This is a genomic window from Paenibacillus sp. FSL P4-0113, from assembly GCF_038009305.1.
Taxonomy (GTDB): Bacteria; Bacillota; Bacilli; order Paenibacillales; family Paenibacillaceae; genus Paenibacillus; species Paenibacillus polymyxa_D.
Window position 1 is genome coordinate 2,721,268 of the sequence record NZ_JBBPAZ010000001.1, and the last position, 26,077, is coordinate 2,747,344.

Consider the following 26,077-nt stretch of genomic DNA (forward strand, 5'->3'; position numbering starts at 1 on the left):
TCTTAATATCAAGAACCGAATAATACTTATTCGTTTACCAATTGCAGAATCCAGTCTTTTATATCAACGATTCGCAGTGTTTTGGGGCGTGTATTCGTTCCGGAAATAATTAATGGGACAAGGGAATCCTTTTCATGCAGCGATCCATGAGCACCTCCACCGATGTGGGTGGGAGAACTTTCACCGACGAGTTCATATCCGGGTTGGACCGTGACGACAACATATCTTCCTTCATGTGAATTCATTGCCCCGTGTAACCTCGCCAAAACGTCTGGATATTTTCCATACTTGATCCGGTTGTTATTCACCTTAATATCCACAAGGTCCTCTTCGCCCGACAAGGTCCACGATTGTCCATATTCATCAATGAATTTTCCACCGGGATGATAAGAAAATAGCTTACCCGTTTTCCCCTTTGTAACATGAATATTGTTTTTACCATCTTTCATAGCGATAATGTCGAGCTTGTCCTCATTTTGTAAAAACTTCACCACGTCAGACAACTCCACGTTATCGTTAATCGCATAGATATACGCCATTCGTTCATTAGCGGCAATCACGATTTGGTCTTCAGTTCTTACGGGTTGATTTAATTTTGCAATGCGGTAATGATTCAAAAGAGGCCTTATATCAACCGTTGCTGCCTGTCGATCATCATAAACCGCACTTTGTCCACTGTCACCCATGACAATCCATATCGCATTGTTTACAGCCTGTTCCCAAGAACCATATGCGTTCAACACAGTTTGCAGTGCTTGATCTGCTTTTTCGATTCCCTTCAGTTGAGTCGGGCCCTTTCTATGCGCCAAATTATCATTCTCAGGAAAGTATGTGATGGTTACGTCTGGAAGTTTCTTCTGGCTGATTAGAAAAGCGGCATCTTTTGCGGAAAATTCATCGTTCATCCCAAATTTTTTCCACAAAGGAGTATTCCAGTTATTTTTCGGATTCAATTGTGCCAGAGCTGCATAAGATAACCATTTAGGCCCTGTTACTATCATTTTTTCTGGCACCCTGTTGCTATTCGCTATGAAGTCAGGCACTTTTAAGGCATGTTTCGTTTTCTCTCTAAAGACAATAGCATTGATGGACGCGGATTCTTTTCCTTTGTCAGCCAATTCCTCATGTATGGTTTTCGTTTTTTTGTTCAAATGGACTTGGTTTAATTGGTAAATTGCGTCTAAGAATACTTGTAGTTGGTCTATCTTTAAGGCTTCTTTGGCACCATTGCCGTAGAGAATCATGCGTTTCTTTTGGTTGCTGTACCAAACGAGTCCGGGCACATGATGTTGGTCTGCATACGTTCCCGTTAATAATGTGCTGTCGATTGTCACAGACATCGTGGGAAATGAACTCACTACATGCGGAAAATATTGCCCTTGATTTAAGAGATATTGCATTGCGGGTGCACGGCCTTCTTGAATTGCTTCTTGCAAAGGCTTATCCATTAAAGAATCAATCAAGATCACAATGACAGGTTTTTTGCCCATTTGATTTACTGTGATAGGTGGCTTCACACTTTGTTGTTTTAGCTGTTGACTGGAGTCCGCTCTACACCCCAAGACCAACAACAATAAACCTAGCACTAGTGCTATGGTAACTTTATTCTTCATGCCCATGTATGTGTCCCTTTCTTAGAAAAACTTGATCCACTTATTTTTTTCTTGTACTAAAAAAATTATTCCTGCATTGGATCATCGGGACAAAGGTATCTCATACAAGCAATTAAAGATACACCTCCATGAATTTTTTGGATCTAATAGGCCAAATTTAAGATCAAACCATTCAGGGAGGGAACATAACCATGACGACTACAAACATAAACGAATACTCCATGCATTATATGGATTCCGGTGAAGGAATGGCCATCCTATTCATTCACCCTCCAGTACTCACAAGCTTAAATTACACATACCAAATCCAAGGACTCTCGCCCCATTTTCGAACTATAGCTTTTGATATCAGAGGACACGGTAATAGTCAGCCTTCCGAGCAAACGGTTACTTACCCTCTCATTGTCAAGGATATTAAACATTTGATGGACCGGATGAGCCTTGATAAAGTATTTCTGTGTGGATATTCTACCGGAGGCTCGATAGTACTTGAATTCCTCTTGACTTATCCAGATCGGGCATGGGGAGGCATTGTTATCAGTGGAATGTCAGAAGTAAACGAAGGGCGACTAAGAAACAAAATTTCTTTGGGTATTGCTCTTTCCAAAATCGGCGCAGTCGGTACACTTGCCCTTTCTATTGCTTGGTCACAAACGAAACAGCTATCTTTGTTCCGTAAGTTATTCAGCGATGCGAAGCAGGGAAATCCCAGGAATGTCGAGCAATATTATCGATACAGCTTGAAGTACAATTGCACCTCACAGCTCGGGGAAATCCAGCTTCCCGTCCTGCTTGTTTATGGTGAAGAAGATAAGCACTTTCATCCCTATGCCAAAATATTGCATCAACAATTACCAAATAGTGAGCTGGTTTTCCTTAAGAAAGCTGATCATCGCCTTCCTACGAAGGCCGCCGGATCATTGAATGAACTGATTAAGCAGTTTGTAAACCGCTTTAGCCTTTAAGGCACATCCTACGGGGAAAATCGTATACACATCTACTTCCCACTACCGATATTGTATCTTAGTCTGTGTATGACCTTGCATATGAGCTGCTCATCAAAGTGAAAAAAATTATATAATATTTTATACCATGTAAATATACAAATTATGCTAAGTTCATATATAGTTTAGATGGGATAGGTATGTATTATTCTGCTTCTAAATCTGAAGGGGTGTAAAAATGAAATGCTAAAGCGTATTCAAAATCTTTTTGTTATACCTAACTACCCATTGTTCATGATCTGCATGTTATTGCAAGGCATGGCTATATCCATCAGCGCACCTTTTTTAGCTGTATATTTTACAAGTACACTTGGCGTATCTGTAGGAACCTTTGGTGTGTTTACAGCGGTGAGTTTGATTTGTGGCATATGGATAAGCTCTCTGATTGCCAAACGTTCTGATACCGGATTAGATCGCAAACAAATTTTGGTGATTTGTACGTTATTTAATGCCGTAGCCTTTGCAGGATATCTTGTAATCCAAAATTTTTATGTGCTTTTTGTTTATATGACGATCTTTACGGCCATTGGTGCTCCTGGGATGCCGCAGTTATTTGCCAGTGCACGTGAAGCAGTAAATCGCAGTAAATCTGCGGATCACGCCTTTGCTAATTCAACGCTTCGGTCTATGTTTTCTCTTGGCTTTATTACCGGGCCGCTTTTTGGTTCCTTTTTGATTGCACATACGGGCTTTAAGGGTATCTTTATGGGAACGACCTCTATTTTTGTTCTCATTGCTGTGCTTCTATTCCTTTTTATCAAGCAGCCTCCCGCTCAACTTAAACATAACAATCAACTTTCACTTCATCACATTACATTACATAAAAATATTGAGATTCTGATTCCCTTTTCCGTTCTTACTCTGCTCTATACGTCTCACTGGATGAATAATTTGAATATTTCCTTGTTCATCATTCACAATTTACAAGGCGACACGAGTGACGTTGCTCTAGTATCCAGTATTTGCGCAATTGTAGAAATCCCCTTGATGCTCATGTTAGGCGTACTAGCAGCTAAATACTCCAACCGTTTGCTTATATTTTTAGGAGCATTAACTGGAGTTGTCTATTATCTCCTTGTCCTTATGTCTACGGAGATGTGGCAGCTATTCGTGGGGCAGCTTCTTCTAGCCTTCTTTGTTGCAGTGATTTCTGCCATTGGCATTAGTTACATGCAGGATTTGTTGCCCTCTCTTCCAGGGTACGCATCGACGCTATATTCCAATGCGACAACCATCGGAAGACTGGTGGGGAGCTTGATGGGCGGATTAACCGCTCAATGGATTGGTTACCGAAACAGCTATTGGGTATGTTTGGCCCTGATCATCTGCTCCCTTGGTCTTCTGGCGATTTCAAAGAAACTAGAGTTTGAAAAATCTGCTACTTTAAAAGAAAGGAATCACAGTATATAGACTGCCGCTTATTTTTCTATGGTAGAGAAATGGCTCATGATTGTATCTGCCGCATGACTGTACCCACCAGCCTGGCGTAATGATTCGCCGATCACATGAGCCTGTTCTTTATAGGTTGGATGACTCAATACCTCTAATAAGGCAGCTCTCAAACTAGCGGGTGTAAGCTCATTTTTATCCACAACAACACCCGCTCCCAGTTCCCGCACCCGACTCGCTACAATGGGCTGATCCGATGTTAAAGGAATCATGACCTGCGGCACATTGTAATACAGAGCTTCACTTGTACTGTTCATCCCCGCATGTGTAACAAAAGCGTCCACATACTGAAGCATTTCCAATTGCGGAATATAAGGCTTGATTATAAAATTGTCAGGGATACACGAGGCCAATGGCTCCATGTCTGTATAATTGCCTGAAGACAGCACAAACTGCACAGGCAAATCGCGAAATGCTGCAAAACAAAGCTTATAAAATTCCAAGTCTTTATTCAAAATAGTACCCATTGAAATGTACACCGCCTGTGGATGCAGAACACGAAGTTGTTCGAACGGGAAGGAAGGAGCATCTTTACGCGGTACAATAGAAGGACCTGTAAAAATAAAACTGTGATCCAGTTTTTCGGCTTGCGGTTGAAAATAGCGGCTTGTATAAACGATTCTTAAGTGTCCGCCATGAGGAGCAATCTCTTCTATAGCCGGAGCGTCAACCTGAAGCTCATTAGCCAGTTGATGCGTTATTTGCATCGTAGCCGTGTACAACTTTTTCACCTCCGGATCATTGTCATTCATGCCTTGCCCCGATCCCAATGGCTCTACGAAAGCAAAAGAAGCGATAGAGCACACAGCAGGGATTCCTAGCTTCTCAGCAATAATCGTGCCTCCCCAACCCATCAAAGAATCATAGATTAAATAATCATAGGTTCTGTTTTCAATAACTCTCAAAACCTCTGGAATAATCGGAAGAATCATACCTTTTACCATCATGTATACAAATTGATAATGATGTTTGTATTCTGCTGGCTTTAAATCAGAGTCTTTGGAAAAAGCATCATCCACAAAAGGGTAGGTGATCATCTGTGCTCCTGTCTGTTGAATTCTCGTACGATATTCTTCCGTACACACATAGTCAACATCCTCCCCACTGTCTACCAACCTTTTCACTAATCCTAGTGTCGGATTAACATGGCCTTCAGCAGGCGTGATCACTACTAACACACGTGCCATACGTTACACCTCCAAAATCAAAAATAAATTACAATTTGAAATAAATACACTTTAAACATAGCAAACATTTACCATATAAACAAGTATTTTCAATACCTAAAAATTAAATATGTATCCTCTACTCAAACGATAGAAATAAGCGAGGCTGAACGCTAGAAGCGCTTGCCCCGCTTAACCACTGAACATTAAATTTAAAGACGCCAATCCCAATGATCTGGTCCACCCAGAACAGCTTCAACGGTGTACTGACTTGCTTCATCGGCAGTAAGCTGTTTGGCCCAAGGTACACGTTCGCTACTTCCTGCACCTGGTCCAAAGTTATCAAACTCTCCAAATCTTGCGGTCTGCTCATTGGATTCCTTGCCCCAATTATTCCAGCCGCCCGGCTTGATATGGTCATCCATATAGGTCTTCAAAAAAGTAACATGAGCGTAAGGGCGCCATGGCCGTCCGAGATCCACCTTGCCTGTCAAGCCATTTTCTGTTGTCAGACGACATTGAATAAATACAAAGCCCGGCTTGTTCTCTTCTGTTGAAGCTGCTGTCACATATCCGGCACGCAGGCTGTGTATGATCGAATTATCAAACACAGCGGGTGCATTGCCAAATATAAAATCTACACTGCCACTGATGTAGCTGTCCTTGAAATACTGTCTGCCACGGTTCACAAGCAACGTATCCTGTAGGCCGGTAATTTTGACATTGTGATACTTACCACGATCGCCTTCGGCATATAACGCTACAGCCTGCACCTGCCCGGTTCCTTCTGTATTGGCAACCGTGACATTCTCCAACACAAAATCAGGACTTTGCACACGCATGGTATAGCTGTTGCTTGTTCCTAATTCTTTTCCATCCACCACGGTTTTGGCCGTATCATCAAAAGCAATGATCGTTTTATCCCGATCTTCTCCGATAATACTCAGGTTTTTCTTAGAGGAATTCACCTTTATTTTCTCACGATACGTACCGTTTTTGAGATGGATAACTGTCCTTGTATTGCTGTCGTCAGGGACTGCGTCAATAGCTGCCTGGAGAGATGTAAAGTCAGCAGGACCATAGGTCGCTACCACCACACTAGTAGGACGAGTTCCTCCTGAGTCTGTCAGGTTGCGGATGGTGACATGGCTGAATTCCGACGTATTGTAATTCCATACATCGTTTTGTGGTTTGGATGCATCAGTAGCCAACCCGAACAATAGCGGTTGATGATCCGGCACATCTATAACCGTTTCACCAACCTTCTCCCAGTTCGTCACACCATCTGCGGACACCCAGCCGGTAACCTTTGGTCCTTGTCGTACCAGACGAACCGAATATGGCGTTGTAATAAACGTCTCCATTGACGCACGTTTCGTCTTACCCTCCGTTTGATCACGACTGATAAGAATACCCTGTTTGCCATATTTAACAAATGCTAAAGACATAAAAGCCATTTTGGATCCAGGCTTCAGCGATTCACGAATCATTACACCCGCTTCGGCATTATCATCCACTGGGGTAATATGTTCCACACGGGCTGTAATTTCAGTGTCACCTTCCCATTTTTGATAAGCATAATGGAAAATATCTGCCTTACCGTCAACGTCTCCCGCTGACTTCAGTCTTATACTGCTGCCGCTTGCATCTTCTTTTAAGACCTGAGTATGCCCTTTTATATAACCATCATTGCCCTCAGAGCCAATCTCTTCGCTGAGCCAACTTCCCGACGGCGCAGTCGTATTGACGTGAATGGTAACAGGATTGGAAAATGCAGCATTCCCCTTGCGGTCGGTCACCCGTACAATAATATAATGGGTACCGTCTGTTACATGATTCCAATCGAGATGATAAGGTGCGGTCTCTACTTTTCCAGCGAGTTTGCCGTCAATGATAAATTCAACATGAGCAATACCATCTTTGTCCTTGGCTGTTGCTGTTATGGTCGCATCCCGGCCTGCTTCCAAAATATCGTTATGCTTTAGTGAACGTCCGTTTGCATCCGACACCTGAACGACAGCCTCTGGATTATTCACCTCATTTCCATTCGACAGCTTCTCAATAAGATCATTTAAATAGACCTCCAGATTCGTATAACCCTTGGCAAAATGAGCATACGCCCCTGTGCCGGCAAGCCCCTGACCGTTACGATCATCTGCATTATTGGGGTCCAGCCCATGGGCACGTTCCCATTCATCCGGCATTCCATCATGGTCACTGTCAGAAAGCTCCGTCGTCGTTACGTTAGAATCGTCATAAATCCACCCTGCTTCACGCGGAGAGTTAATAAATGCACCCGTTCCATTCTTCACATCATTCATAATTCGGGCGTCCACCGCATCTCTTCTTGGCAGCGTGGCTCCTGAGCCGGCAAGCACCTCCGTATATGCGGTTTGTGCATCTGTCGCTTGATATGGACCGTACGCATCGGGTGAGATTCCGTTGTCGTATTCCCCTCTGACTTCAATCGGCTCCGCCAAACGGGTGGACGGATCAATAATGGACCCAATGGATGTGCCAAGCTGCCAGTTGTCTTTCGTAACCGAGTCATTGCCGTACATATAGTTACCACCAATAAAGATGCGTGTTTTATATTTTTTACTACCCACGTCTACAAAAATTTGACCGCGAACGCCCTCATATGTGTTAGGGCCATACTTATAATAGTTATTTAGCACATTATACGATCCTTCACCACCGCCGTATGAGGAGAAAAATCCCCAGTTATAAATGACATTATTGGTCATTTCCACAGCGTCGATTTGTTTTTTATCGGTTGGAAAACGCGGATTACGGCTTGCATTGTGAGCCAACAAGTTATGATGATAGGTGGAATTTCGTCCACCCCATATGCCGCCATAGCCGTGGCGACCTTTCTGGTGCGTAGTCATTAGCATACTTTCGGACGCAATGGACCATTGTACCGTTGTATTGACGTTGTCATACAGGCTCAGTACCTCATCCACCGACCAGCTAAAGGAACAGTGATCAATCATTATATTTTTATGGTATCTGGCTCCTAACGCGTCATCCTCACTGGGGTAACGGTCGGTCAATCGGAAACGCAGGTAACGGAGAATGACGTTATCTGCTTCAATCCCTGTTGTGTAATCGCTTACAGTTATACCGTCGCCAGGAGCTGTCTGACCCGCAACCGTCAGGTTGTTTCCCAAGATTTTAAGTGGCTCCTTGAGATGAATCGTTCCACCCACCCGGAATACGACCGTCCGATTATCGGAGCTGACCGCTGCGCGAAGAGATCCGGGGATTATCTGCTCCCCTTTGCCGTAGTCTGCCAGCGTGGTAACCTCATACACTTCACCTCCGCGTCCACCGGTAACATATTTACCGCCACCCTCAGCCCCCGGAAACGCCGGAATATCCGTCGCCACTTTTGCCCCCTTTGCGTTCTCTGTTCCTACCGCAGTCTCCGCTTGGATTAGTGGCGGGCACAAGGTCAACAACAATGAACCCACAACCACGTTACATAGCACCTTTTTCCACGTACGCTGCTTGCTCATATTCTGTTTCCTCCCTAAGATTTTCTTCCACATCAGCGCATATTTTTATAAAAACACGATCCGAGACGTTCAGAAGCGCCTTCACCTCCTTTCATCAATCTTTTCTGCTTTTATCATTGGCAGGTTGTCATATATACTGTTGATGTATGAATGCGCTTACTTATCTTAATTTGTAAAGGAAGAAGCACATGAATGAAGTGAAAGAAGATAAATATGTCATTGGCGAACAACAATTCTCCATTCATCACATCTATCGTACCGGTTTCACAGTTATGCCCCGGCCTCATGTCCACGAGAACTATGAGCTGTATCTTTTACTGCGAGGCGAACGCATCTATTTTATGAATGGCAAGGTATACACCGCTCGCAAGGGGGATCTGATATTCATCCTTCCTCACGACTTGCACTCTACCGCCAGTACGCAATTGCAGGAAACAGAGCGCATTTTGATTCATTTTTCTCCGACGTTTCTCCCACAGCAGGATCATGACATTCTTGACCTGCCGCCATACCAGCAATCCGCGTTACTTCGCTTACCTGCGAGAGAGCAAGTGGAAGTTGAACGTTTATTCCTACAGATGAATACCGAATGCAGGAATAAGCAGCCTCTGCATGACCGTTGCGTACAGCATTTACTGCTGGAAATGCTGATCCTGGTGCACCGATCGGAAGCGATCGAGCGTAGTGAACCTGTCTCCTCCCATCCCATGCATCAGAAAATCACGGAAATTTCTTCTTTTATTCAGGATCATTACAATGAACCGTTAACTCTCGAACAAGTGGCTGCCTGCTTTTTCATTAGTCCAGCTTACCTAAGCCGTATCTTTCTAAAGTTGACTGGTTTTCATTTCAGCGAATACATCCGCGTAGTGCGGGTCAGGGCGGCCCAAACCAGACTTCGAACCACCAAAGACAAAATCCAGCATATTGCAGAGGATGTCGGGTTCGGTCATGCTTCCCACTTTAATAAAATCTTTAAAAAAATAACTGGGCTCTCTCCTCTTCAGTACCGCAAGCAGGTTCGGTAGATATTCAGTGTAAAGAATTAGACGCCAATTTTATACCTCCGCTCTTGTCTTGTTTTTCCATTTTTATATCCACTTGCTCTTTCATGGAACTAAATACAAGCCGCATTGGAATAAGTAAAATGCACAAAAAAACCATACTTCGCTGCAATGCGTGCACCGAAGTATGGCTATTACATAGTCATTTTACATCTTTAAAATTATAAATTACTCTTTCTATGACCATTATTGCAACGCTTTAATATCCTGAATCAGCAATTCAACATTTTCTTTCTTCGTAGCCCAACTGGTACAGAATCGAACTGCACTATGTGTATCATCAACCTTTTCCCAAAAGGAGTAAGTATATTTTTCACTCAATGCTTTTAGTATACGATCTGGTAAAATCGGAAACTGCTGATTGGTTGTAGAACGGTATTGAAAAGAAAAACCTTGCTCAGATAATCCGTTTTGAAGCAGCATGGCCATGTCTATCGCATGTTTGGAGATTTCAACGTATAAACCGTCTTCAAACAAAGTTTCAAATTGAATGCCCAACATTCTTCCCTTAGCCAGCAGCCCCCCTTTTTGCTTGATCATATATCGGAAATCTTTTTTCAATGTATCATTTAGAATGACTACGGCTTCTCCCATCAATGCTCCAATTTTTGTCCCGCCAATATAAAACACATCGCAAAGCTGTGCTATATCCGCTAAAGATGCATCGCTATCTTCGGCCACCAAGCCATAGCCCAATCGGGCTCCATCTATGAACAGTGGTAAACCACATTCTTGACAGACTCTACTTAATGCTTCCAGCTCTGCTTTGCTATAGATCGTTCCATTCTCAGTAGGTTGGGAAATATAAACCATCCCGGGCTGTACACTATGCTCAGGAGCGGCATCATTCCAGTGAGCGTCATACAAATCTTGTACCTGCTCGGCCCGGATCTTCCCATCTCCGCTTGGCAAAGTAAGTATTTTATGTCCAACAGCTTCAATCGCTCCGGTTTCATGAACCGCAACATGTCCCGACACTGCCGCAACGACGCCTTGATGCGGACGCAGAATAGAAGAAATAACAGTGGTATTGGTCTGTGTACCTCCAACCAAAAAGTGTACATCCGCATTTGGGGAGTCACATGCTTCTTTAATATATGCTCTAGCTTTTTCACAATGATCATCCACACCATAACCTGGAGTTTGTTCATCATTCGTCTCCAGTAGTCGCTTTAATATGCGCTCATGGGCACCTTCGGTATAGTCGCATTCAAATCGTATCATTCTGTATCCTCTCCAAATTATCCAATTTCTTCTGAATTAACAACATAGAAGCATGTAATTCTTTTATCTCTTCTTCTGAGAGTCCTTGAACTAATTTTAGAATTTGTTCATCAGACCTTTCATTCAGTTGGTTAAAGAACGCCTTTCCTTTAGGAGTCAAACGAATCAGATTTGTTCTATTATCCAACGTTGAATTTTCCTTAACAAGAAAGCCCTCTTTGCAAAATTTAGCAATGATCCTACTCATATAGCTGCGATCAATTTTAAGAGATTCGACTAAAGTATTCGCTATACATGGCTCGATCAACCCGATCTCTATAATGACACGGGCCTCGGTAAAGGAATATCCGCTATCCAGCACATGTCTATCCAAAACACCCAGTATATTCGTATAGAACCGATTAAAACGCCTCATATCCGCTATGATATTAGCATCTATATTGACCATAACTCCCCCTATTTAGTGGACTTTTGCAACAATTATAGTAAAGATTTTTGTGGACTATGTCAATGAAATAAAAAAAACGTACATTAAGACTCTCGCCTAATGTACGATCCTGTATTATATATTTACCTACAAGGTCAATGAACTATCGCTATTTATAGCCTTTTGCTTCTTATGCTTCCGTTTCAGCTTCAGATGAGCTACGACCATATACAGCGTCGGAACTACAAACAATGTTAAAATAGTTGAAAAAATCAGTCCGAAAATAATGGTTGTTGCCAACGGTTTGAACAAGATCTCCCCGATTGTGGCAATAGGAATCATACCCACAATGGCAGTTAGCGAAGTAAGCAAGATCGGACGGAAACGGGCAGAGCATGCCATTAGAATGGCGTCTGTTAAATCAGCGCCTTCACGCCGCGCATCTTCAATAAACTCTATCAGCACGATACCGTTACGCACGACGATACCAGCAAGTGAAATGATCCCCATAATACTCATGAATCCAATGGGCATCCCTGAAATAAAACTTCCAAGGATTCCCCCTGCCGCTGCCAGATAAACAGTAGTCATAATAATGAGCGGTGTGGACACCGAGTAAAACTGCATGGTGATCAAGAGGAGAATAAGGAAAATAACAATAACAGCTAATTTGCCCAAGTCCTTAAACATATCAGACTGCGCAGATGTTTCCCCTCCCATCTCCCAGGTGTAGCCTGGTTCAAACTGGGTATTTGTAAGTTTGCTACGGATATCATTAGTGAGTTCTGTAGCCGTACGCCCATTTCCATTGGCTGAGATCGTTACCGTCCGTTCCAGATCATAACGGTGGATTTGTTGGATGGAAAAGTCCGGTTTCATCGTGGCTAATTGGGATAAAGGTATTTGCTCCCGTGCCGCATTGTTCACACTTAATTGTTGGAATAATACCTCAGGATCTTGGTTTGGTTTGTTCATGTATATATTGACATCAAGCAATTCCTTACCCGTATCAAAATCCGTTACATTCACCCCGTCACCCATTAATAGCAAAGTACGCGTTAAATCGGAATAGCTAACCTGATATTTATCCAAGGCTTGCTGATTGATTTGGAAATTCAGATTATAGCTTTGCATACCCATATTATCGGTCACATCTACAGCTCCGGGTGTCCCCGCAACCATTTCTTTGACTTTAGTTGTCATGTTTTGCAGCTTATCAATGTCTTCTCCTTTAATACGGATAGACACCGCACTGCCGACCGGAATACCTAATTGGGGAACACGAATGCTGATTAATGCAGATGGATATTTAGCTTGTAGCGTATGGGTCCAGTTATCTACTGTTTTTTTGAGATCAAATAGCCCCTCTTTTCCAACGACAGCAATTTGGCCGTTGACCGCTCCCCCAGAACCATGACCGCCTGCAACATCACTATACAGCTGAGGCGCTCCTCCACCTGCCGTTGCCGCCAGCCGCTCTGTTTCTGGCTGTTTTTTGACCCAGCTCCCAATCTCGTTTACAACTTGATTGGTTGCCTGCAACGACGTTCCTTCTGGCATCGTTACGCTAATCGTGGCATCCGCTTGATCGGAATCCGGAAATAATTCAATGGGAACAACAGCAAGTAGTCCATAAGCTGCTGTACCCATCATAAGACCAATAAGCGCTGTTAACAGTGGACGTCGCAGTATTCTAGGCATCCAGTTTTTAGAATACACATTGGATAGAGATTGTATTTGATTCCCCAGAAGTCCAGGTGGCTTAACTGTTTTACTACTCTCTTTTCCTTTACGACGTTGATCGTACCATTGACGGAAAATAGGAATAATTGTTAACGACATAATCATGGAAGCCAGCATCGTTAACGAAATAACGGTAGGTATCGGTTTAATAAAGTCACCAATAGTGCCCGGCAGGAATAAAAGCGGGGCAAATGCCGCAACCGTAGCTAGCGTAGCTGTAATGATCGATAAGGATACCTCTTTCGTCCCTTTAATGGCCGCCTCCGTAGCATCTTCCCCAAATTCAGAGCGTCGGCGTTCAATGTTGTCATTGACCACGACGGCATCATCAACCAATATCCCTAATACGATAATTAATCCGATGACTGAAATTTGATTCAGCGTGATTCCTGTTGTGGGTAAGAAAATAAAGCCGATGGCGATGGAAACAGGAATGGCCAAGGCCACAAATGCAGAAGTCAGCAAATTTAAACCTAATGTACATATAACAATGACCGATATAATAGCGATGATCATCTCTTTGGTCAGGTTTCCAAACATTTCATCGACTCGATCATTTTGCGCAAAAAGTAGCTCAAAATGTACATTCTTCGGCAAACCGCTCACAAGTTCATTGATTTTGGCTGTAGTCGCCTTAGATACCGTTGGCACGTCTGTGCCTGTATCTCCGCTCACACTGATCGAAATAGCAGGCTTGTTATTCACATACGTATAACTAGTCGCTTTTTTAAAAACAAGTGAGGCTGTCCCTACATCCTTCAGAGATATCGGGAATCCATCGTCATTGCTTGAAATCTGGACGTTATTTAGAATGGATGGATCGGTAGAGGCATTTACCGTCAGCTGATAAGTACGCTCATTGAAATCCATACTTCCTGTAGGAACTCTTTCATTCTCATTTTTGATTGCTTGAACAACCTGCTCCCAGGAGATGTTATATTGTTGCATCTTTTGTGTGTCTAAACTAATTCGTACTTCTTGATCTGGTATTCCTTGAATATTAACTTGCGAAACACCCGAGACCGTTTTTAATTGATCTTTCCATTTGTTCATCAATTCATTTAACGCGTATAAATTCTCACTTTTATCAGAAGTAATCGCGTATGAACCAATGAAAGAGCTTGTCATGCTATCATTAATAATGGGCTGCATCGCATCTGCTGGAAGCTCAGACTGTGCATCCTGTACCTTTGTACGAAGATCAGCCCACACCTTTGTCGGGTCCGCATCTTCAAAAGCATCTATCATTATACTAGATTGTCCTTTAGATGAAGTGGAAGAAATCGTTTTGACACCTTGTACGGCTTTAATTTTCTGTTCCATGACCTTAGTAATGGTTTGCTCGATTCTTTCGGGTGAAGCGCCTGGATAGATGGTTGTAACACTGGCTGACAAGGGAATAACATCAGGCTGCTCCTGTTTAGGTAACGATGTAAAATTGTAGAGCCCTAGCACAATGCACATGGCGAAGAAAATGAGTGTAATTTTTTGCTTTTTAACGATATATTTAATCATTCGGACGACTCCTCCGATTTCCCAGGTACACCATTCCCAAGTAAATCACCATTAAATAAGGTTCCTGCTCCTTGCGTAACGATTTGATCGCCTGCCTGTAGCCCAGAGACCACTTCGAGCTGATTATTAGTCACTTTCCCCAGTTTAATCGGTGTTTTGACAGCTTTTCCATTTACAGCTTTAAAGACATAAGGATCATTTCCCGTACTAATTACGGCCTCTACGGGCACTAAAAGCGCTTCGTTTTGATTTATGCTTTTAGATGCGCTGATGACTTGACCAGGTTTCCAATTCAGTTCGGGATTGGGAATGCTAACTTCCACATTGATGCTTCCCGTTTTGGAGTTCGTCGATGGATAGATCTGGGTGACGGTTCCTGTTCTCATTTCATCGTAGAGAGAGATATTAACTTTTTGGTTTTTCTTCCACGATAAGATTTCACTGTCTGGTACGGGGAGGAGTACTTTTAAAGTCTTGATATTTCCGACAACAAATGCCTCACTTCCACTGGAGCCCAGTTGACCATCAGATATCTTTTTTTCAATCACAACACCAGTGATCGGGGAGGTTAAAGTCGCTTTTTTCAGTGACAAGGATGACTGTTCATAAGCAGCCAATGCATCCTCATAGGTAGCCTGTGCCTGAGCTTTACTGGCTAGCCCTTGTTGTATAGTAGCCCTAGCCGATTCCAGCCCTGCTCTGGCCTGATCTACGCCGGCCGAAGCTTGTGCACGCTGTTCCTGGGATGCCCCTGCAAGCAAAAGAGACAATTTCTCTTGCGCATCACTTAAGCTTTTTTGTGCGTTTGCTAATTCCAGCTGCGCATTCTCATTTTCCGTTAAAGATACCGCACCTGCCTGGAATAGACTTTGGGAGCGTGCGGCATCCGCTTTCTTCTTGTTATAATTATTAGTTGCTACAGTAACCGCATTTTGAGACTGTGCTATCTCCTGCTTTTTGGCGCCATTGTTCAATTCCTGCAATTTCGATTGGGCCGCATTGACCTGGGATTGCGAACTATGGATGCCCGCTTGTGCCGATTGGACAGAAGCCTCCGCTTGGCTAACACCAGCCTTTGCCTTTTCCATGGTTGCCTTTGCCCGATCCAGCTGCAACTGGTAATTGGATGTATCTAGCTTCGCAAGGACACTCCCTTTTTCTACTGAATCCCCAACCTCAACCATAGTGCTCAATATACGTCCATCCGCTTCAAAGGAAACATTGGCCTCATTACTTGCCTGCAATGTACCCGCCAAATTAAAATCATTGGCCAAAGGTTTCATTGCAAGTTTCTCCACTTTTACCGGGTGACTGGCTTCTGTTACAGAGTTCTCCGTTGCACTGGAGCAACCGGAAGCTACGATAGCTAATGCAATCCCTGCAATCATTATCCTAATTCCTTTTTTCTTCAACTTCATGTCATCCTCCCTGATTCTCTCTTCTAAAGGTGCTATCAGCAACCCGTGGGTCAAGTAAACTTTTTCATCCTTTTTTCATGTTATAACAATGAACAAACAAAAAAATCGTACAAAGGGGCAAGCACCTTATGTACGACTGGGCAAATAAATAACATATTTTCAGTTATTATTTCTAAAGCTGTAAAATACCACGTTCCAACGAAACAGCAACGGCTTCAGATCTGGAATCAACACCAAGCTTGTTATAAATATTCGTTAAATGTGCCTTTACGGTACGCTCGGAAATTCCCATATCAAACGCAATTTCCTTACTTTTAAAACCATGTGCAACAGACTTTAATATATGTCTTTCCTTATCAGTCAGAACTAAGTTTCTTTCATGTGACTTTGCCTCAGCTTCTCTCTTATTCGTGGCAGCAAATACCCTTGCTGTTATTTCTGGCTGAAGCAGCGTTTCACCCCTTAGCGCAGACTCAATCGTGCGAAATAGGTTTTCCCGACTGGTATCTTTCAACAAATATCCTTTTGCTCCCAAAGAGAGTCCTTTAATCATTAAATCATCTTCGTTATAGGTCGTCAGGATAATGACTGGCGTTTCATTTTGTTTTTCTCTGAGGGCCTTCATGGTTTCCAAACCACTCATTTGTGGCATATATAAATCCAACAGGATGACATCCGGCTGAAGTTCTTCGATCAATTTAAGAGCCGTTACACCTTCTCCAGCCTCACCAATCACTTCATAGCTGTCATGGGTCTCCAGCACCAGCTTTAATCCTTCTCTAACTACCCAATGATCATCGACGATTAAAATCTTGTATTTCATAATAGGTCTCCTTTAGTAAGAGGCGCCTCTATTTTTATAGCCGTACCTTCTTGAAATATACTGCTGATATTGATTTTTCCACCCAGCATCCGTACACGTTCATGTATACCTATTATTCCGTAATGCCCTGTTTGCTTGGCAATAATATCCGTATCAAATCCTTTTCCATCATCACGAATCTCGATTTCAATCTTGCCTTCGTTATCCAAAATACTTATCCATACAGTATTCGCATGTGAATGCTTCGCTACGTTGGTTAAACACTCGCTTATAATAAACAATCCATGTTCGAACACCAGTCTGGGAACCGAAGCTTTAATTTTGATGTTGCGGATTACACGAATGCTCGTAGCCATTGTAAATCGCTGTATTTCTTCCTCAACGGCTTCTGCAAAATCAACTTCCGAGATGGTTTTCGAACGCAGATTGTCTATAGCTCGCCTTGAATCAGACAATGTTCTTCGCACTTGTGACATCGATTGTTGGACGATCTCCTGAGCTCTTTGCGTACTTCCCTTTGTCAGATGGGCATCAATGGCTTCAAGTTGCATGATTAGCCCAGCAAGCCCCTGCGCCAGCGTGTCATGAAGATCACGGGCCATACGTTGTCTTTCGTTAGCAATTGTAAGTTCTTCGACCTTTTGATGTGCGATTTCAAGTTCTTTAAGAACGTTTTGCGTTCGGATTCGTGCTTGAACTTGTTTGAGAAAAAGAATGGCATAAGCTACTATAACAACTGCAATTAGAAAAAATAGCGGGATGAACAATACAAATTGCCTGCCATCATTATGCCAGACCACAGCCACACAAAAAAGTACATAAGAGATCAAAAATACAAGAATGACCTTAAGCGGCTTGTAATAAATACCTATACTCTGACCCACCAAAATTGGCATTAACCCAACCAGCACAATGGAGAAACTGTCAGGTAGAAGAAATGCACTTGAAAAGATCAATCCCCCTTGCACAACAAAATAAGCCCATGAAAAATATTTTGCAACTCTTTGAGCATGCAAGTACAAGAGGATGTGTAATATGACGATTACAGTAAATAAGACACTTTGCAGCAGATTTAGACCACTAGACAAATGTTGAAGAATGACAGACTCACTATAAATTATAAAAATCCATATTATAGTTAATACTTTTGAAATATCTTTCTTCTCAAATTCACCTTCACTTTCACTTATTTCCGGATCTACATTCTGGACCTGTACATTGAATTCATCGTTCATAATTCCCTCCTACAATTCTAAATTCGGCTTTTCGACTTAATAGAGATAATGGCACTATGACGGCCTAGTCCATTTAGTTTGAACAGAAATCATTTATATATTATTTTACAAAAAAACGAAAAGAAAAAAACGTACACATGGGCAGCTTCACTTGTACGTTTGGGCATTGAATACTTTTTGTTTGATACCATCCAAGTTATGCGTCATATAAAAAGCACGCAGCAGGTTATCCTGTGCGCGCTTGACCACTTACTATTCTTCTTCCAACTCATCTGGTACATCGTATTTATTGATATGTGAAGTCATTGCTGCAACAGCTTCGCTGGCATCCGTTGTGGCCGGTACTTCTCTGACCACATCATCCGTCTGATCACGAAAGTTCAAACGATCTGCCTCAATCTCTTTCTGTTGGTTCGGTTTCATTTTTCACGTCGCTCCTTTCTATTCAAGGGTCTGATCTCGTTCTGTTAACGCGTACAAAGGTACTTCCCGTTCTTCTTCCGGGTTGTTCAGCGCATAGATCCGTGCCGTCTCACGCTGTTCATTCACATGCTGAATATAAATGGGTAGCCCATCACACAACACATTCGCCATTATGGAAGAAGACGCTATTTCTTGCGCTCTTTGAACATTCACTTAGAAAAAACCTCCCTTGCTAAGTAGAGTTCCCCCTTACTATGCACGAGGTAAATATTTGTTATACATATTTCATGCCAACATGTGTTTCACGATCTTGAAAGGATATCATTTGAAAAAATAAATATTATTGTTATTATGGATTGAGAGATTCAGTGAAAACTGCAATCTTAATTGTAGAGAAAAGGAGTAATGATGAATGTTAAACATATTAATGGTTAACTTTCCGGCAGAAGGACATGTGAACCCTACGATTGGGATGACGCAAGCCTTTGCAGCACGAGGGGACCAAGTACATTACATTACAACTGAGAAATACAAGGACAGACTCGAAGCAGTTGGAGCGAAGGTTCACCTGCATTCTGATCTGGTCAGGACCGCTTCTATTGATTCCAATACTCCGGATGGGTTGAGTGCATTTATGAAAATTCATATTCAGACTTCGCTGGACATATTAGCAATTACTCAGCAACTGTCTAAAAGCATTGATTTTGACTTTGTATTCTATGATAGATTCGGAGCTGGCGAGTTAGTTAGAGACTATTTGAAAATCCCTGGTATTGCTTCCTCCCCATCTTTTCTGATTTCACAGAATCGGATGGCTACCAATCTCTTTCGCTTTAATGAAAAAGAGCCGTTTCAACTTGATGAACATGCCACGACCTCACTGCAGCTCATGAAAGAAAGGTTCGGTGTTGCTCCCGAAAATATGGTTCAATTTATGAGCAATACAGGGGCTTTGAATGTTGTATATACCAGTCGATATTTCCAACCAGACGGTGAACAGTATGGTGACGAGAATCTCTTTATTGGTCCCAGCTTTCCAGAACGTAAAGGGGAAAATTCATTTCCACTGGACAGACTAGAGGATAAAAAGGTTTTGTATATTTCGATGGGAACTGTTCTGGACCATACTGAAGACTTTTTTAACACCTGTATTGAAGCTTTTTCCGATTTTGAAGGTATCGTCGTGATTGCAGCTGGCGAGAAAGCTGACTTTACGAAAATCAATCCGGCGCCAGAGCACTTTATCATCTCGCCCTATGTTCCCCAATTGGAGGTATTACGTCATTCAGATGTGTTTATTACTCATGGTGGAATGAATAGTGTAAATGAAGGAATTCACTTTAACGTACCCTTGGTTGTACTGCCGCAGGACAAGGATCAGCCCATGGTCGCGCAGCGGTTAACAGAACTTCAAGCTGGCTATCGCATAACCAAAGACCACATCAATGTACAATCGTTAAGAGATGCCGTACATGAGGTACTGTCGAACGCAACGTATAAAGAGGGCGTACAAAAAATAAATGATAGCTTCCAGCAATCTGGCGGTACAGAAGAAGCCCTCGCAAAAATTGATGCCTATCTTCAAAATAAGCTTGTGTAAATCACACGATTACAATTCTACAAAAAAACAGGAGCCCTGACCATCAAGGGTCGGGTTCCTGTTTATCATGCATTTCTATGTGGAGATATCCCACTTCTGAAACGAAGCCATCGTACACTTTCCGCTCGTGAACGCTCGAATGCCTGTAGATTCTGCTCCCGGATACACTCTTCCTGTGAGGACGTATTCACCGTCGCCGATGAATATTTCCACCGAGCTTTTATCGACAAAAATCCGAAGCTCCAGACGGCCCTCGTTTAAGTTTAAAGGCACTCTTCTCTCTCCGCCCGGGCCTATACCTGCACGCTCACGGTTAAAACGGAACAGACCGTCATCGGGACGATACGAGAGTACAGTCTCCTCTTCGTCGCCCACTCGCAGCTTCAAGCCGAATTCATTGGTGTTACTGGCTTCGAACTCAAATACCGCCTTCAGTTCGTAGCTATCTCCGAACGTTTCCATGATCTGCTCGCCTGTCAGCAAGATATCCCGCTGTTCGAACAGATTGGATCGGTAATTTTCCACCTCTTCAAGCGGACGGAACAGCAATCTGTCGTGGTCGATAACCGCTTCCCGCGGAAGACTCATTGCACCCGCCCAATGGTGCCCTTGCTGGGTCGGCATCTCCGACTCCCACATATCCATCCATCCGATGACGATTCGCCGCCCTTTATCATCCAAGGTTGACTGCGGGGCATAGAAATCGAATCCGTGATCTACCTGAGCATACCGCTCTGCCGTAAATGTTCCAGCCTCCGCATTGAAATCACCTATACCGTACATGGTGGAATGCAGATTGCGGTATGCTTCTCCCTGAGGGGGCATGCGCTGTGGAGACAGCATAAATACGTGCCGACCGCCAAGCGGGAACAAATCCGGACACTCCCAATTATCGCCGAAACGTCCGTCACTCACGGCTAGTACATTGACATACGTCCAGCTTTTCAGGTCTTCAGAACGATAAAGCAGTACAAGTCCGTTCCCTTGGGCATCATTAGAACCAAGAACGGCGTAATATTGATCTTCGTGCCTGAACACCTTAGGGTCACGGAAGTCTTTACGGCTGATCGTGTCCGGTACGGCGTCATAACCGATGACCGGATTGCCCTCCCACTTTTCGAATGTCACCCCGTCCTCCGATACTGCAATCCCTTGTGACTGCTTGTAATCCTGATCCTTGTCAGGCCCGGTTACAACATGTCCGGTATACATCAGGACAAGCTTCCCGTCCTGCTCTATCGCACTGCCAGAGAAGCAGCCATCCTGGTCGAACTCGCCGTCCGGTGCCAAAGCGACCGGTAGATAATCCCACTTCATAAGATCGCGGCTGACTGCATGTCCCCAGTGCATCGGTCCCCATACTGATTTATACGGGTAATGTTGATAGAACAAGTGATACTGCCCGTTATATTGAATGAAGCCGTTCGGATCATTCATCCAGCCGAATTCAGCCATTAAATGGTAGTTCAGCCGATAATCCGGCCGAAGCATATGCTTCGATTGGGAAATAAATTGATCTGCACGCTCTCTCGTATACGTTCTAGTCTGTTTGATAAGGCATCCTACTCCTACAATTATTTAATCGAACCTTGCATAACACCCTGAATAATATACTTCTGGGCGAACAGATAGATGATAATGATCGGAAATATCGTCAGTACCAAACTTGCCATCAATGGACCATAATCCACTGTATAGGTTCCATAAAAGTTATACGTGGACAACGGAAGTGTCCTTTGCTCCGGATCGACCAGAATGAGGGAAGGCAGCAGAAAATCATTCCAGATCCACAGCACATTGAGAATGGAAATGGTGGCAGTCGTGGGCATCAGTACCGGAAACACGATCCGGAAGAATGTTTGAACCCGCGTGCAGCCGTCAATTAGCGCCGCTTCCTCCAGTTCTTTTGGAATACTCTTTACGAAACCATGATAAATGAAGACGGCCAGCGAGCTACCAAAACCGATATACATATAAATCAGCGACCACTTACTGTTCAGCAGATCAAGTGACCCGTAGATTTTCACCAATGGAATCATGATAGCCTGGAATGGAATGATCATGGATGCAACCATCAGCATAAATGTATATTGGTTGAACTTGGTGTTGTTTCTGACAAAATAATGAGCCGTCATCGCCGCAAACAGCGATATAAACAGAACGCTTAACACCGTTATGACCAATGAGTTGGTGAAGGCAGCGATGTAATTCATTTTATCAAATGCATTCATATAATTGACCATACTGAAGCTCTCTGGAAGCGATAACGGATTTGAGGTGATGGCCATGTTTTCTTTGAACGAATTGATCAGCAGAAAGACGAACGGTACGATGAACAATATGAGTATGACTGTCAGCACAATGAATTTGATTACGGAGGAAGCAACTCTTTTTCTTGTCATTACGCCTCCACCTCCAACTTCTTACTAAAATAAACCTGAAGCAGAGTGATGAGAGCAACCATCAGGAACAACACGAATGCTTCTGCTTGCCCCACACCATAATCACGGGAAAGGAATGCCTTTTCATACACATGCATCGACACCATTTGAGTACTGCTGAACGGCCCACCTTTCGTGAGCGCAAGGTTCACGTCATAGACCATAAATCCGCGTTGCAGGGACAAAAATATACATACGATGAAAGAAGGAACCATCAAGGGCAATACCATTTTCCGCAGTCTGGTCCAGCTGTTTGCCCCATCAATGCTTGCGGCCTCCATAATATCATTCGGCACACCCGTCAATCCCGCGATGTAAATGACCATCATGTAACCCGCGTTCTGCCACACCGTTACAATCACGAGTGCCCAGAACGCTTTGTCGGGATCAGCCAGCCAAGTCGTGCTGAGCGACTGTATACTGGCATGTTGTCCCAAATAGACAAGCACGTTGTTGAATATAAACTGCCAGATAAAACCGAGTACAATGCCCCCGACAAGGTTGGGCAGGAAAAATCCTGCCCGGAAAATACTCTGCCCTTTTAACCCTTTAGTCAGCACATAAGCCAGCATAAAAGCGATCACATTGATAAGAACAACGGTATAAAACACATACTTGAGCGTCAAGCCGAATGACTTCCAAAACTCGATATCTCTAAAAACAGCCAGATAGTTTTGGATGCCTACCAGCGATAGTGTGGTGGAAATACCATCCCAGTTTGTGAACGTCAGATAGATGCCATACAAAAATGGAATAATCATTACCGTTATGAAGGCAAACAAGGTTGGGCCCGTAAACAGTAGCCGCGTCCGCAGCCGGTTCCATACTCCTTTTTCCGTAATCATGATGATCCCTTCCTTTGTTTCGGGTTTCTCTCTCTATTCCAGGTAATTTGAAAACAACCTTATTTAACGGTTTTCCAGTAGTTTTCGATTTCTTTAACCAGTGTTGCACGATCTCCCTGTTTCGCCAGATACTTTTGCATGGAAGATCCTGTCTTAGACCAGTGGTCCGCAGGCAGCATGCTCATCGACTGCTCTGACTTGCCTTTTGCAATATAATCCTGGATGGACTTGCCAAGCGGGTCGGCCGCAGGCAGTGTAATATTTTTGAACGCCGGGATAATGTTCGCTTGGTTCACGAGGAAATCCTGGCCTTTCTCATCATATACGATCCAGTTCAGGAACTTCTTCGCCGCATCTTGCTGTTCCGGAGTAGTCTTCTCCTTGTCAATAACAATGCGCTTGGATACAGCGGACGAAATCTCCTGATTGCCGTAGTCATCGGCATTGTTACTGATGGGTACAGGCAAGAAACCATATTCTTTGTTAGCCGTATCAAAACTGTTGATTTGCGGCCATGCCCAGTTGCCCATGAACCAAATGCCAACTTCACCTTTGCCGAGCAGCTCCGGTCCGCGTTCATAAGCTCCTGCTAGCGGAGAAGCCTGATCGATGTTGTATTTCATCATGAGGTCGAATGTATCCATAAGTCCGTTAAATACAGGATTATTAGCCAAGCTAGCCTGGCCCGTTTTTAGTGACGCCATGAATTTGTCCACTTCAGCCATGTCTTTGTTCTGGCCTGCATAAGCAAGAGGCAAATAATGAGCGCCCAGAGACCAGTCCATTGGTGAAATCACCAATGCTTTCTTACCAGATGCCTCAATTTGCTGAAACAGTTTTTCAAGGTCATTTCGGGTTTTAATTGTGGTAGGATCAAAGCTTCCGCCTACCGCTTTATCTACAACGGCTTTGTTGTAAATGAATCCGTAGCCTTCAACAGCCAGCGGAAACGCATAATTTTTGCCGTCAACCGTCGTAGCTGTGGTAGCGTTTTCAACTGTGTCCTTATTCCACTTTTCTCCGCTCAGATCGAGGATACGGTCCTTGAACTTCTCCACATCACCTGTATCTAGCATGATCATGGTCGGCGGGTTTCCGGATGCGTACAAAGCGGAGGCACGCTCAAAAGGCGACCCACCAGTCGGAACCGGCTGGATTTCAACAGTAATACCCGGATTGTCTTTCTGGAAGGCCTTAGCGGCTTCCTCCAGCTGTGGAAGGATTTCGCCTTTGGAGTTCAAAAGCGTAATCTTCACATTTTTCGAATCCCCTGATCCCCCTCCAGAAGCCGAATTACCTTCTCCACCGGAGCCACCACATGCAGACACCACCATAACTAAAAGAAGCAGCATTACCATCCATTGAACTCTTTTGAATTTACTCACTGTTGTCATCCCCTTATTTATATAATGGCTCTGAACACTTAAATAAAACGCTTACAAACGGATTATATGTCAAAGGTTTAACTTGTGTCAATCGTTTGACATGTTGAATTTTTAACTTGTACTAAAAAAAATCTGTTCCCCTTGTTAGAGGAACAGATTTTCATTCAGGTCGTTGCACGCTCAATTAGTTCAACAGGCAACAGATTGACAGGTTGTACCTGCTCCCCCTCCGCCTGCCTGCGGATCAGCTCGACCGCCAGCCTGCCGATCTCTGCAATCGGCTGTCTTACCGATGTAAGTTCTGGCGTCAGCCAGGAAGCAACGCTTACATCATCGAAGCCTACAATACGCACATTCTCTGGCACATGCCTTCCAGCGCGAATATATTCTTTCAGCGCAAAAGCAGCAATAATATCACTTGTTGCGAACACCCCATCCACATCTGGATGTTCATAAACGAGTTTTGAAATGATCCGCTCGTACTCCTTCTGGTCGAACACATTCAAGTCCGTTTGAACAATCACATGCTGGACATTATGCTTACCCACCACATCCCGGAATGCTTTGGTCCGCTCATTGGACAGCATGTTCAGCTCCAGATTTCCGCAGATATGGGCAATTTTCCGGCAGCCTTTGCGAATGAGCAGCTCCGTAGCCAGCTCGCCTCCGCGATAATTATCCGAGGATATGTAAGGAATATACGGGTCAATCTGCCTATCAAACGTCACGATCGGTGAATTCAAATGTCGGTACTCTTCTACTTCTAATGTATGGCTACCCATAATGATGCCATCCACCCGGTTCCGCTTCAACATATCAATATACACTTTCTCTTTCACGGGATCCATATGTGAATTGCACAGCAGGACCTTGCAGCCATGCTGATAGGCGTAATACTCAACCTGATTGGCAAGCTCACTGAAGAAAGGATGCGAGACATTGGGAATAATAAGGCCAATAATATTGGACTGCTTACGTAGCAGAGATCGTGCTATTTCATTTGGTTGATAATTAAGTTCCTCCATTGCGTCGAACACTTTTTTGCGTGTAGTTTCGCTGATATATCCCCGGTTATTCATTACACGGGATACGGTAGTGACCGACACGCCCGCTTTTAATGCTACATCATGAATTGTCGCCATATGAACCTCTTCCCGTACAAAATAAATACATACAAACTA

The 26,077-nt window shown here is 43.6% G+C and carries 20 protein-coding genes; 4 read left to right on the top strand and 16 right to left on the bottom strand.

Annotated features, from left to right (window positions below):
* Nucleotides 1-26 precede the first annotated feature (26 nt).
* On the bottom strand, nt 27-1,619 hold the full coding sequence (locus MKX46_RS11655) for an alkaline phosphatase family protein (protein WP_341071255.1): 1,593 nt from the start codon (nt 1,617-1,619) through the stop codon (nt 27-29).
* 185 nt (nt 1,620-1,804) lie between these two features.
* Between MKX46_RS11655 and MKX46_RS11660 the strand changes: the two genes are divergently transcribed.
* Nucleotides 1,805-2,578, top strand: a complete 774-nt coding sequence (locus MKX46_RS11660; RefSeq protein ID WP_341071256.1) for an alpha/beta fold hydrolase — start codon at nt 1,805-1,807, stop codon at nt 2,576-2,578.
* Between the two features lie 222 nt (nt 2,579-2,800).
* Nucleotides 2,801-4,027, top strand: a complete 1,227-nt coding sequence (locus tag MKX46_RS11665) for a sugar efflux transporter (RefSeq protein WP_340956942.1) — start codon at nt 2,801-2,803, stop codon at nt 4,025-4,027.
* A gap of 8 nt (nt 4,028-4,035) precedes the next feature.
* On the opposite strand, the gene MKX46_RS11670 is transcribed toward MKX46_RS11665, so the two are convergent.
* Together MKX46_RS11670 and MKX46_RS11675 are read right to left on the bottom strand one after the other, a co-directional pair.
* Nucleotides 4,036-5,253 carry a macrolide family glycosyltransferase gene (locus tag MKX46_RS11670; protein WP_341071257.1) on the bottom strand — a complete coding sequence of 406 codons (1,218 nt, stop codon included), beginning with the start codon at nt 5,251-5,253 and terminating at the stop codon, nt 4,036-4,038.
* Nucleotides 5,254-5,444: 191 nt separating this feature from the next.
* A complete protein-coding gene (locus MKX46_RS11675; RefSeq protein WP_341071258.1) occupies nt 5,445-8,753 on the bottom strand; it encodes a pectinesterase family protein in 3,309 nt (1,102 codons plus the stop codon).
* Nucleotides 8,754-8,941: 188 nt separating this feature from the next.
* Between MKX46_RS11675 and MKX46_RS11680 the strand changes: the two genes are divergently transcribed.
* The gene (locus MKX46_RS11680; protein ID WP_029519347.1) at nt 8,942-9,781 is read left to right on the top strand and encodes a helix-turn-helix transcriptional regulator; all 840 of its coding nucleotides are present in this window, start codon (nt 8,942-8,944) and stop codon (nt 9,779-9,781) included.
* Nucleotides 9,782-10,003: 222 nt separating this feature from the next.
* Here the strand turns inward: MKX46_RS11680 and MKX46_RS11685 are convergent, their stop codons facing one another.
* The 8 genes from MKX46_RS11685 to MKX46_RS11720 all read right to left on the bottom strand — a co-directional run bounded on the left by MKX46_RS11685 (nt 10,004) and on the right by MKX46_RS11720 (nt 18,838).
* Nucleotides 10,004-11,041 carry a threonine aldolase family protein gene (locus tag MKX46_RS11685; RefSeq protein WP_029519348.1) on the bottom strand — a complete coding sequence of 346 codons (1,038 nt, stop codon included), beginning with the start codon at nt 11,039-11,041 and terminating at the stop codon, nt 10,004-10,006.
* Complete coding sequence (locus MKX46_RS11690; protein ID WP_029519349.1) at nt 11,028-11,489, bottom strand: MarR family winged helix-turn-helix transcriptional regulator; 462 nt, start codon at nt 11,487-11,489, stop codon at nt 11,028-11,030. Before MKX46_RS11690 ends, MKX46_RS11685 begins: the two co-directional genes overlap by 14 nt.
* Before the next feature lie 126 nt (nt 11,490-11,615).
* The gene (locus MKX46_RS11695; RefSeq protein ID WP_069011599.1) at nt 11,616-14,726 is read right to left on the bottom strand and encodes an efflux RND transporter permease subunit; all 3,111 of its coding nucleotides are present in this window, start codon (nt 14,724-14,726) and stop codon (nt 11,616-11,618) included.
* The gene (locus tag MKX46_RS11700; protein WP_069011600.1) at nt 14,723-16,144 is read right to left on the bottom strand and encodes an efflux RND transporter periplasmic adaptor subunit; all 1,422 of its coding nucleotides are present in this window, start codon (nt 16,142-16,144) and stop codon (nt 14,723-14,725) included. Before MKX46_RS11700 ends, MKX46_RS11695 begins: the two co-directional genes overlap by 4 nt.
* A gap of 172 nt (nt 16,145-16,316) precedes the next feature.
* Nucleotides 16,317-16,967, bottom strand: coding sequence for a response regulator (locus tag MKX46_RS11705; RefSeq protein ID WP_069011601.1), 651 nt, complete (start codon nt 16,965-16,967; stop codon nt 16,317-16,319).
* Entirely contained in the window at nt 16,964-18,202 is a 1,239-nt protein-coding gene (locus MKX46_RS11710; protein ID WP_029519353.1) for a sensor histidine kinase, read from the bottom strand. The genes MKX46_RS11705 and MKX46_RS11710 overlap by 4 nt, the downstream gene beginning before the upstream one ends.
* A 252-nt stretch (nt 18,203-18,454) precedes the next feature.
* Complete coding sequence (locus MKX46_RS11715; RefSeq protein ID WP_013373210.1) at nt 18,455-18,625, bottom strand: hypothetical protein; 171 nt, start codon at nt 18,623-18,625, stop codon at nt 18,455-18,457.
* An 18-nt stretch (nt 18,626-18,643) separates the two neighbouring features.
* Nucleotides 18,644-18,838, bottom strand: coding sequence for an H-type small acid-soluble spore protein (locus MKX46_RS11720; RefSeq protein ID WP_016820419.1), 195 nt, complete (start codon nt 18,836-18,838; stop codon nt 18,644-18,646).
* A 199-nt stretch (nt 18,839-19,037) separates the two neighbouring features.
* On the opposite strand from MKX46_RS11720, the gene MKX46_RS11725 reads away from it, so the two are divergent.
* On the top strand, nt 19,038-20,225 hold the full coding sequence (locus MKX46_RS11725) for a macrolide family glycosyltransferase (protein WP_029519354.1): 1,188 nt from the start codon (nt 19,038-19,040) through the stop codon (nt 20,223-20,225).
* A 75-nt stretch (nt 20,226-20,300) separates the two neighbouring features.
* On the opposite strand, the gene MKX46_RS11730 is transcribed toward MKX46_RS11725, so the two are convergent.
* The 5 genes from MKX46_RS11730 to MKX46_RS11750 all read right to left on the bottom strand — a co-directional run bounded on the left by MKX46_RS11730 (nt 20,301) and on the right by MKX46_RS11750 (nt 26,038).
* Nucleotides 20,301-21,716, bottom strand: coding sequence for a glycoside hydrolase family 32 protein (locus MKX46_RS11730; protein ID WP_029519355.1), 1,416 nt, complete (start codon nt 21,714-21,716; stop codon nt 20,301-20,303).
* A gap of 83 nt (nt 21,717-21,799) precedes the next feature.
* Nucleotides 21,800-22,627 (bottom strand): carbohydrate ABC transporter permease, encoded by an 828-nt coding sequence (locus tag MKX46_RS11735; protein WP_029519357.1) that lies wholly within the window; start codon nt 22,625-22,627, stop codon nt 21,800-21,802.
* Complete coding sequence (locus MKX46_RS11740; protein ID WP_029519358.1) at nt 22,627-23,511, bottom strand: carbohydrate ABC transporter permease; 885 nt, start codon at nt 23,509-23,511, stop codon at nt 22,627-22,629. Before MKX46_RS11740 ends, MKX46_RS11735 begins: the two co-directional genes overlap by 1 nt.
* 59 nt (nt 23,512-23,570) lie before the next feature.
* Nucleotides 23,571-24,896, bottom strand: coding sequence for an ABC transporter substrate-binding protein (locus MKX46_RS11745; RefSeq protein ID WP_029519359.1), 1,326 nt, complete (start codon nt 24,894-24,896; stop codon nt 23,571-23,573).
* Between the two features lie 164 nt (nt 24,897-25,060).
* Nucleotides 25,061-26,038 carry a LacI family DNA-binding transcriptional regulator gene (locus MKX46_RS11750; protein ID WP_069011602.1) on the bottom strand — a complete coding sequence of 326 codons (978 nt, stop codon included), beginning with the start codon at nt 26,036-26,038 and terminating at the stop codon, nt 25,061-25,063.
* Nucleotides 26,039-26,077: the final 39 nt, after the last annotated feature.

Excerpts from the sequence above, each read along its gene's own strand:
- MKX46_RS11655 (WP_341071255.1), bottom strand. The coding sequence starts at position 1,619 with ATGGGCATGAAGAATAAAGTTACCATAGCACTAGTGCTAGGTTTATTG.
- MKX46_RS11660 (WP_341071256.1), top strand. The coding sequence starts at position 1,805 with ATGACGACTACAAACATAAACGAATACTCCATGCATTATATGGATTCC.
- MKX46_RS11665 (WP_340956942.1), top strand. The coding sequence starts at position 2,801 with ATGCTAAAGCGTATTCAAAATCTTTTTGTTATACCTAACTACCCATTG.
- MKX46_RS11670 (WP_341071257.1), bottom strand. The coding sequence starts at position 5,253 with ATGGCACGTGTGTTAGTAGTGATCACGCCTGCTGAAGGCCATGTTAAT.
- MKX46_RS11675 (WP_341071258.1), bottom strand. The coding sequence starts at position 8,753 with ATGAGCAAGCAGCGTACGTGGAAAAAGGTGCTATGTAACGTGGTTGTG.
- MKX46_RS11680 (WP_029519347.1), top strand. The coding sequence starts at position 8,942 with ATGAATGAAGTGAAAGAAGATAAATATGTCATTGGCGAACAACAATTC.
- MKX46_RS11685 (WP_029519348.1), bottom strand. The coding sequence starts at position 11,041 with ATGATACGATTTGAATGCGACTATACCGAAGGTGCCCATGAGCGCATA.
- MKX46_RS11690 (WP_029519349.1), bottom strand. The coding sequence starts at position 11,489 with ATGGTCAATATAGATGCTAATATCATAGCGGATATGAGGCGTTTTAAT.
- MKX46_RS11695 (WP_069011599.1), bottom strand. The coding sequence starts at position 14,726 with ATGATTAAATATATCGTTAAAAAGCAAAAAATTACACTCATTTTCTTC.
- MKX46_RS11700 (WP_069011600.1), bottom strand. The coding sequence starts at position 16,144 with ATGAAGTTGAAGAAAAAAGGAATTAGGATAATGATTGCAGGGATTGCA.
- MKX46_RS11705 (WP_069011601.1), bottom strand. The coding sequence starts at position 16,967 with ATGAAATACAAGATTTTAATCGTCGATGATCATTGGGTAGTTAGAGAA.
- MKX46_RS11710 (WP_029519353.1), bottom strand. The coding sequence starts at position 18,202 with ATGAACGATGAATTCAATGTACAGGTCCAGAATGTAGATCCGGAAATA.
- MKX46_RS11715 (WP_013373210.1), bottom strand. The coding sequence starts at position 18,625 with ATGAAACCGAACCAACAGAAAGAGATTGAGGCAGATCGTTTGAACTTT.
- MKX46_RS11725 (WP_029519354.1), top strand. The coding sequence starts at position 19,038 with ATGTTAAACATATTAATGGTTAACTTTCCGGCAGAAGGACATGTGAAC.
- MKX46_RS11730 (WP_029519355.1), bottom strand. The coding sequence starts at position 21,716 with ATGCTTCGGCCGGATTATCGGCTGAACTACCATTTAATGGCTGAATTC.
- MKX46_RS11735 (WP_029519357.1), bottom strand. The coding sequence starts at position 22,627 with ATGACAAGAAAAAGAGTTGCTTCCTCCGTAATCAAATTCATTGTGCTG.
- MKX46_RS11740 (WP_029519358.1), bottom strand. The coding sequence starts at position 23,511 with ATGATTACGGAAAAAGGAGTATGGAACCGGCTGCGGACGCGGCTACTG.
- MKX46_RS11750 (WP_069011602.1), bottom strand. The coding sequence starts at position 26,038 with ATGGCGACAATTCATGATGTAGCATTAAAAGCGGGCGTGTCGGTCACT.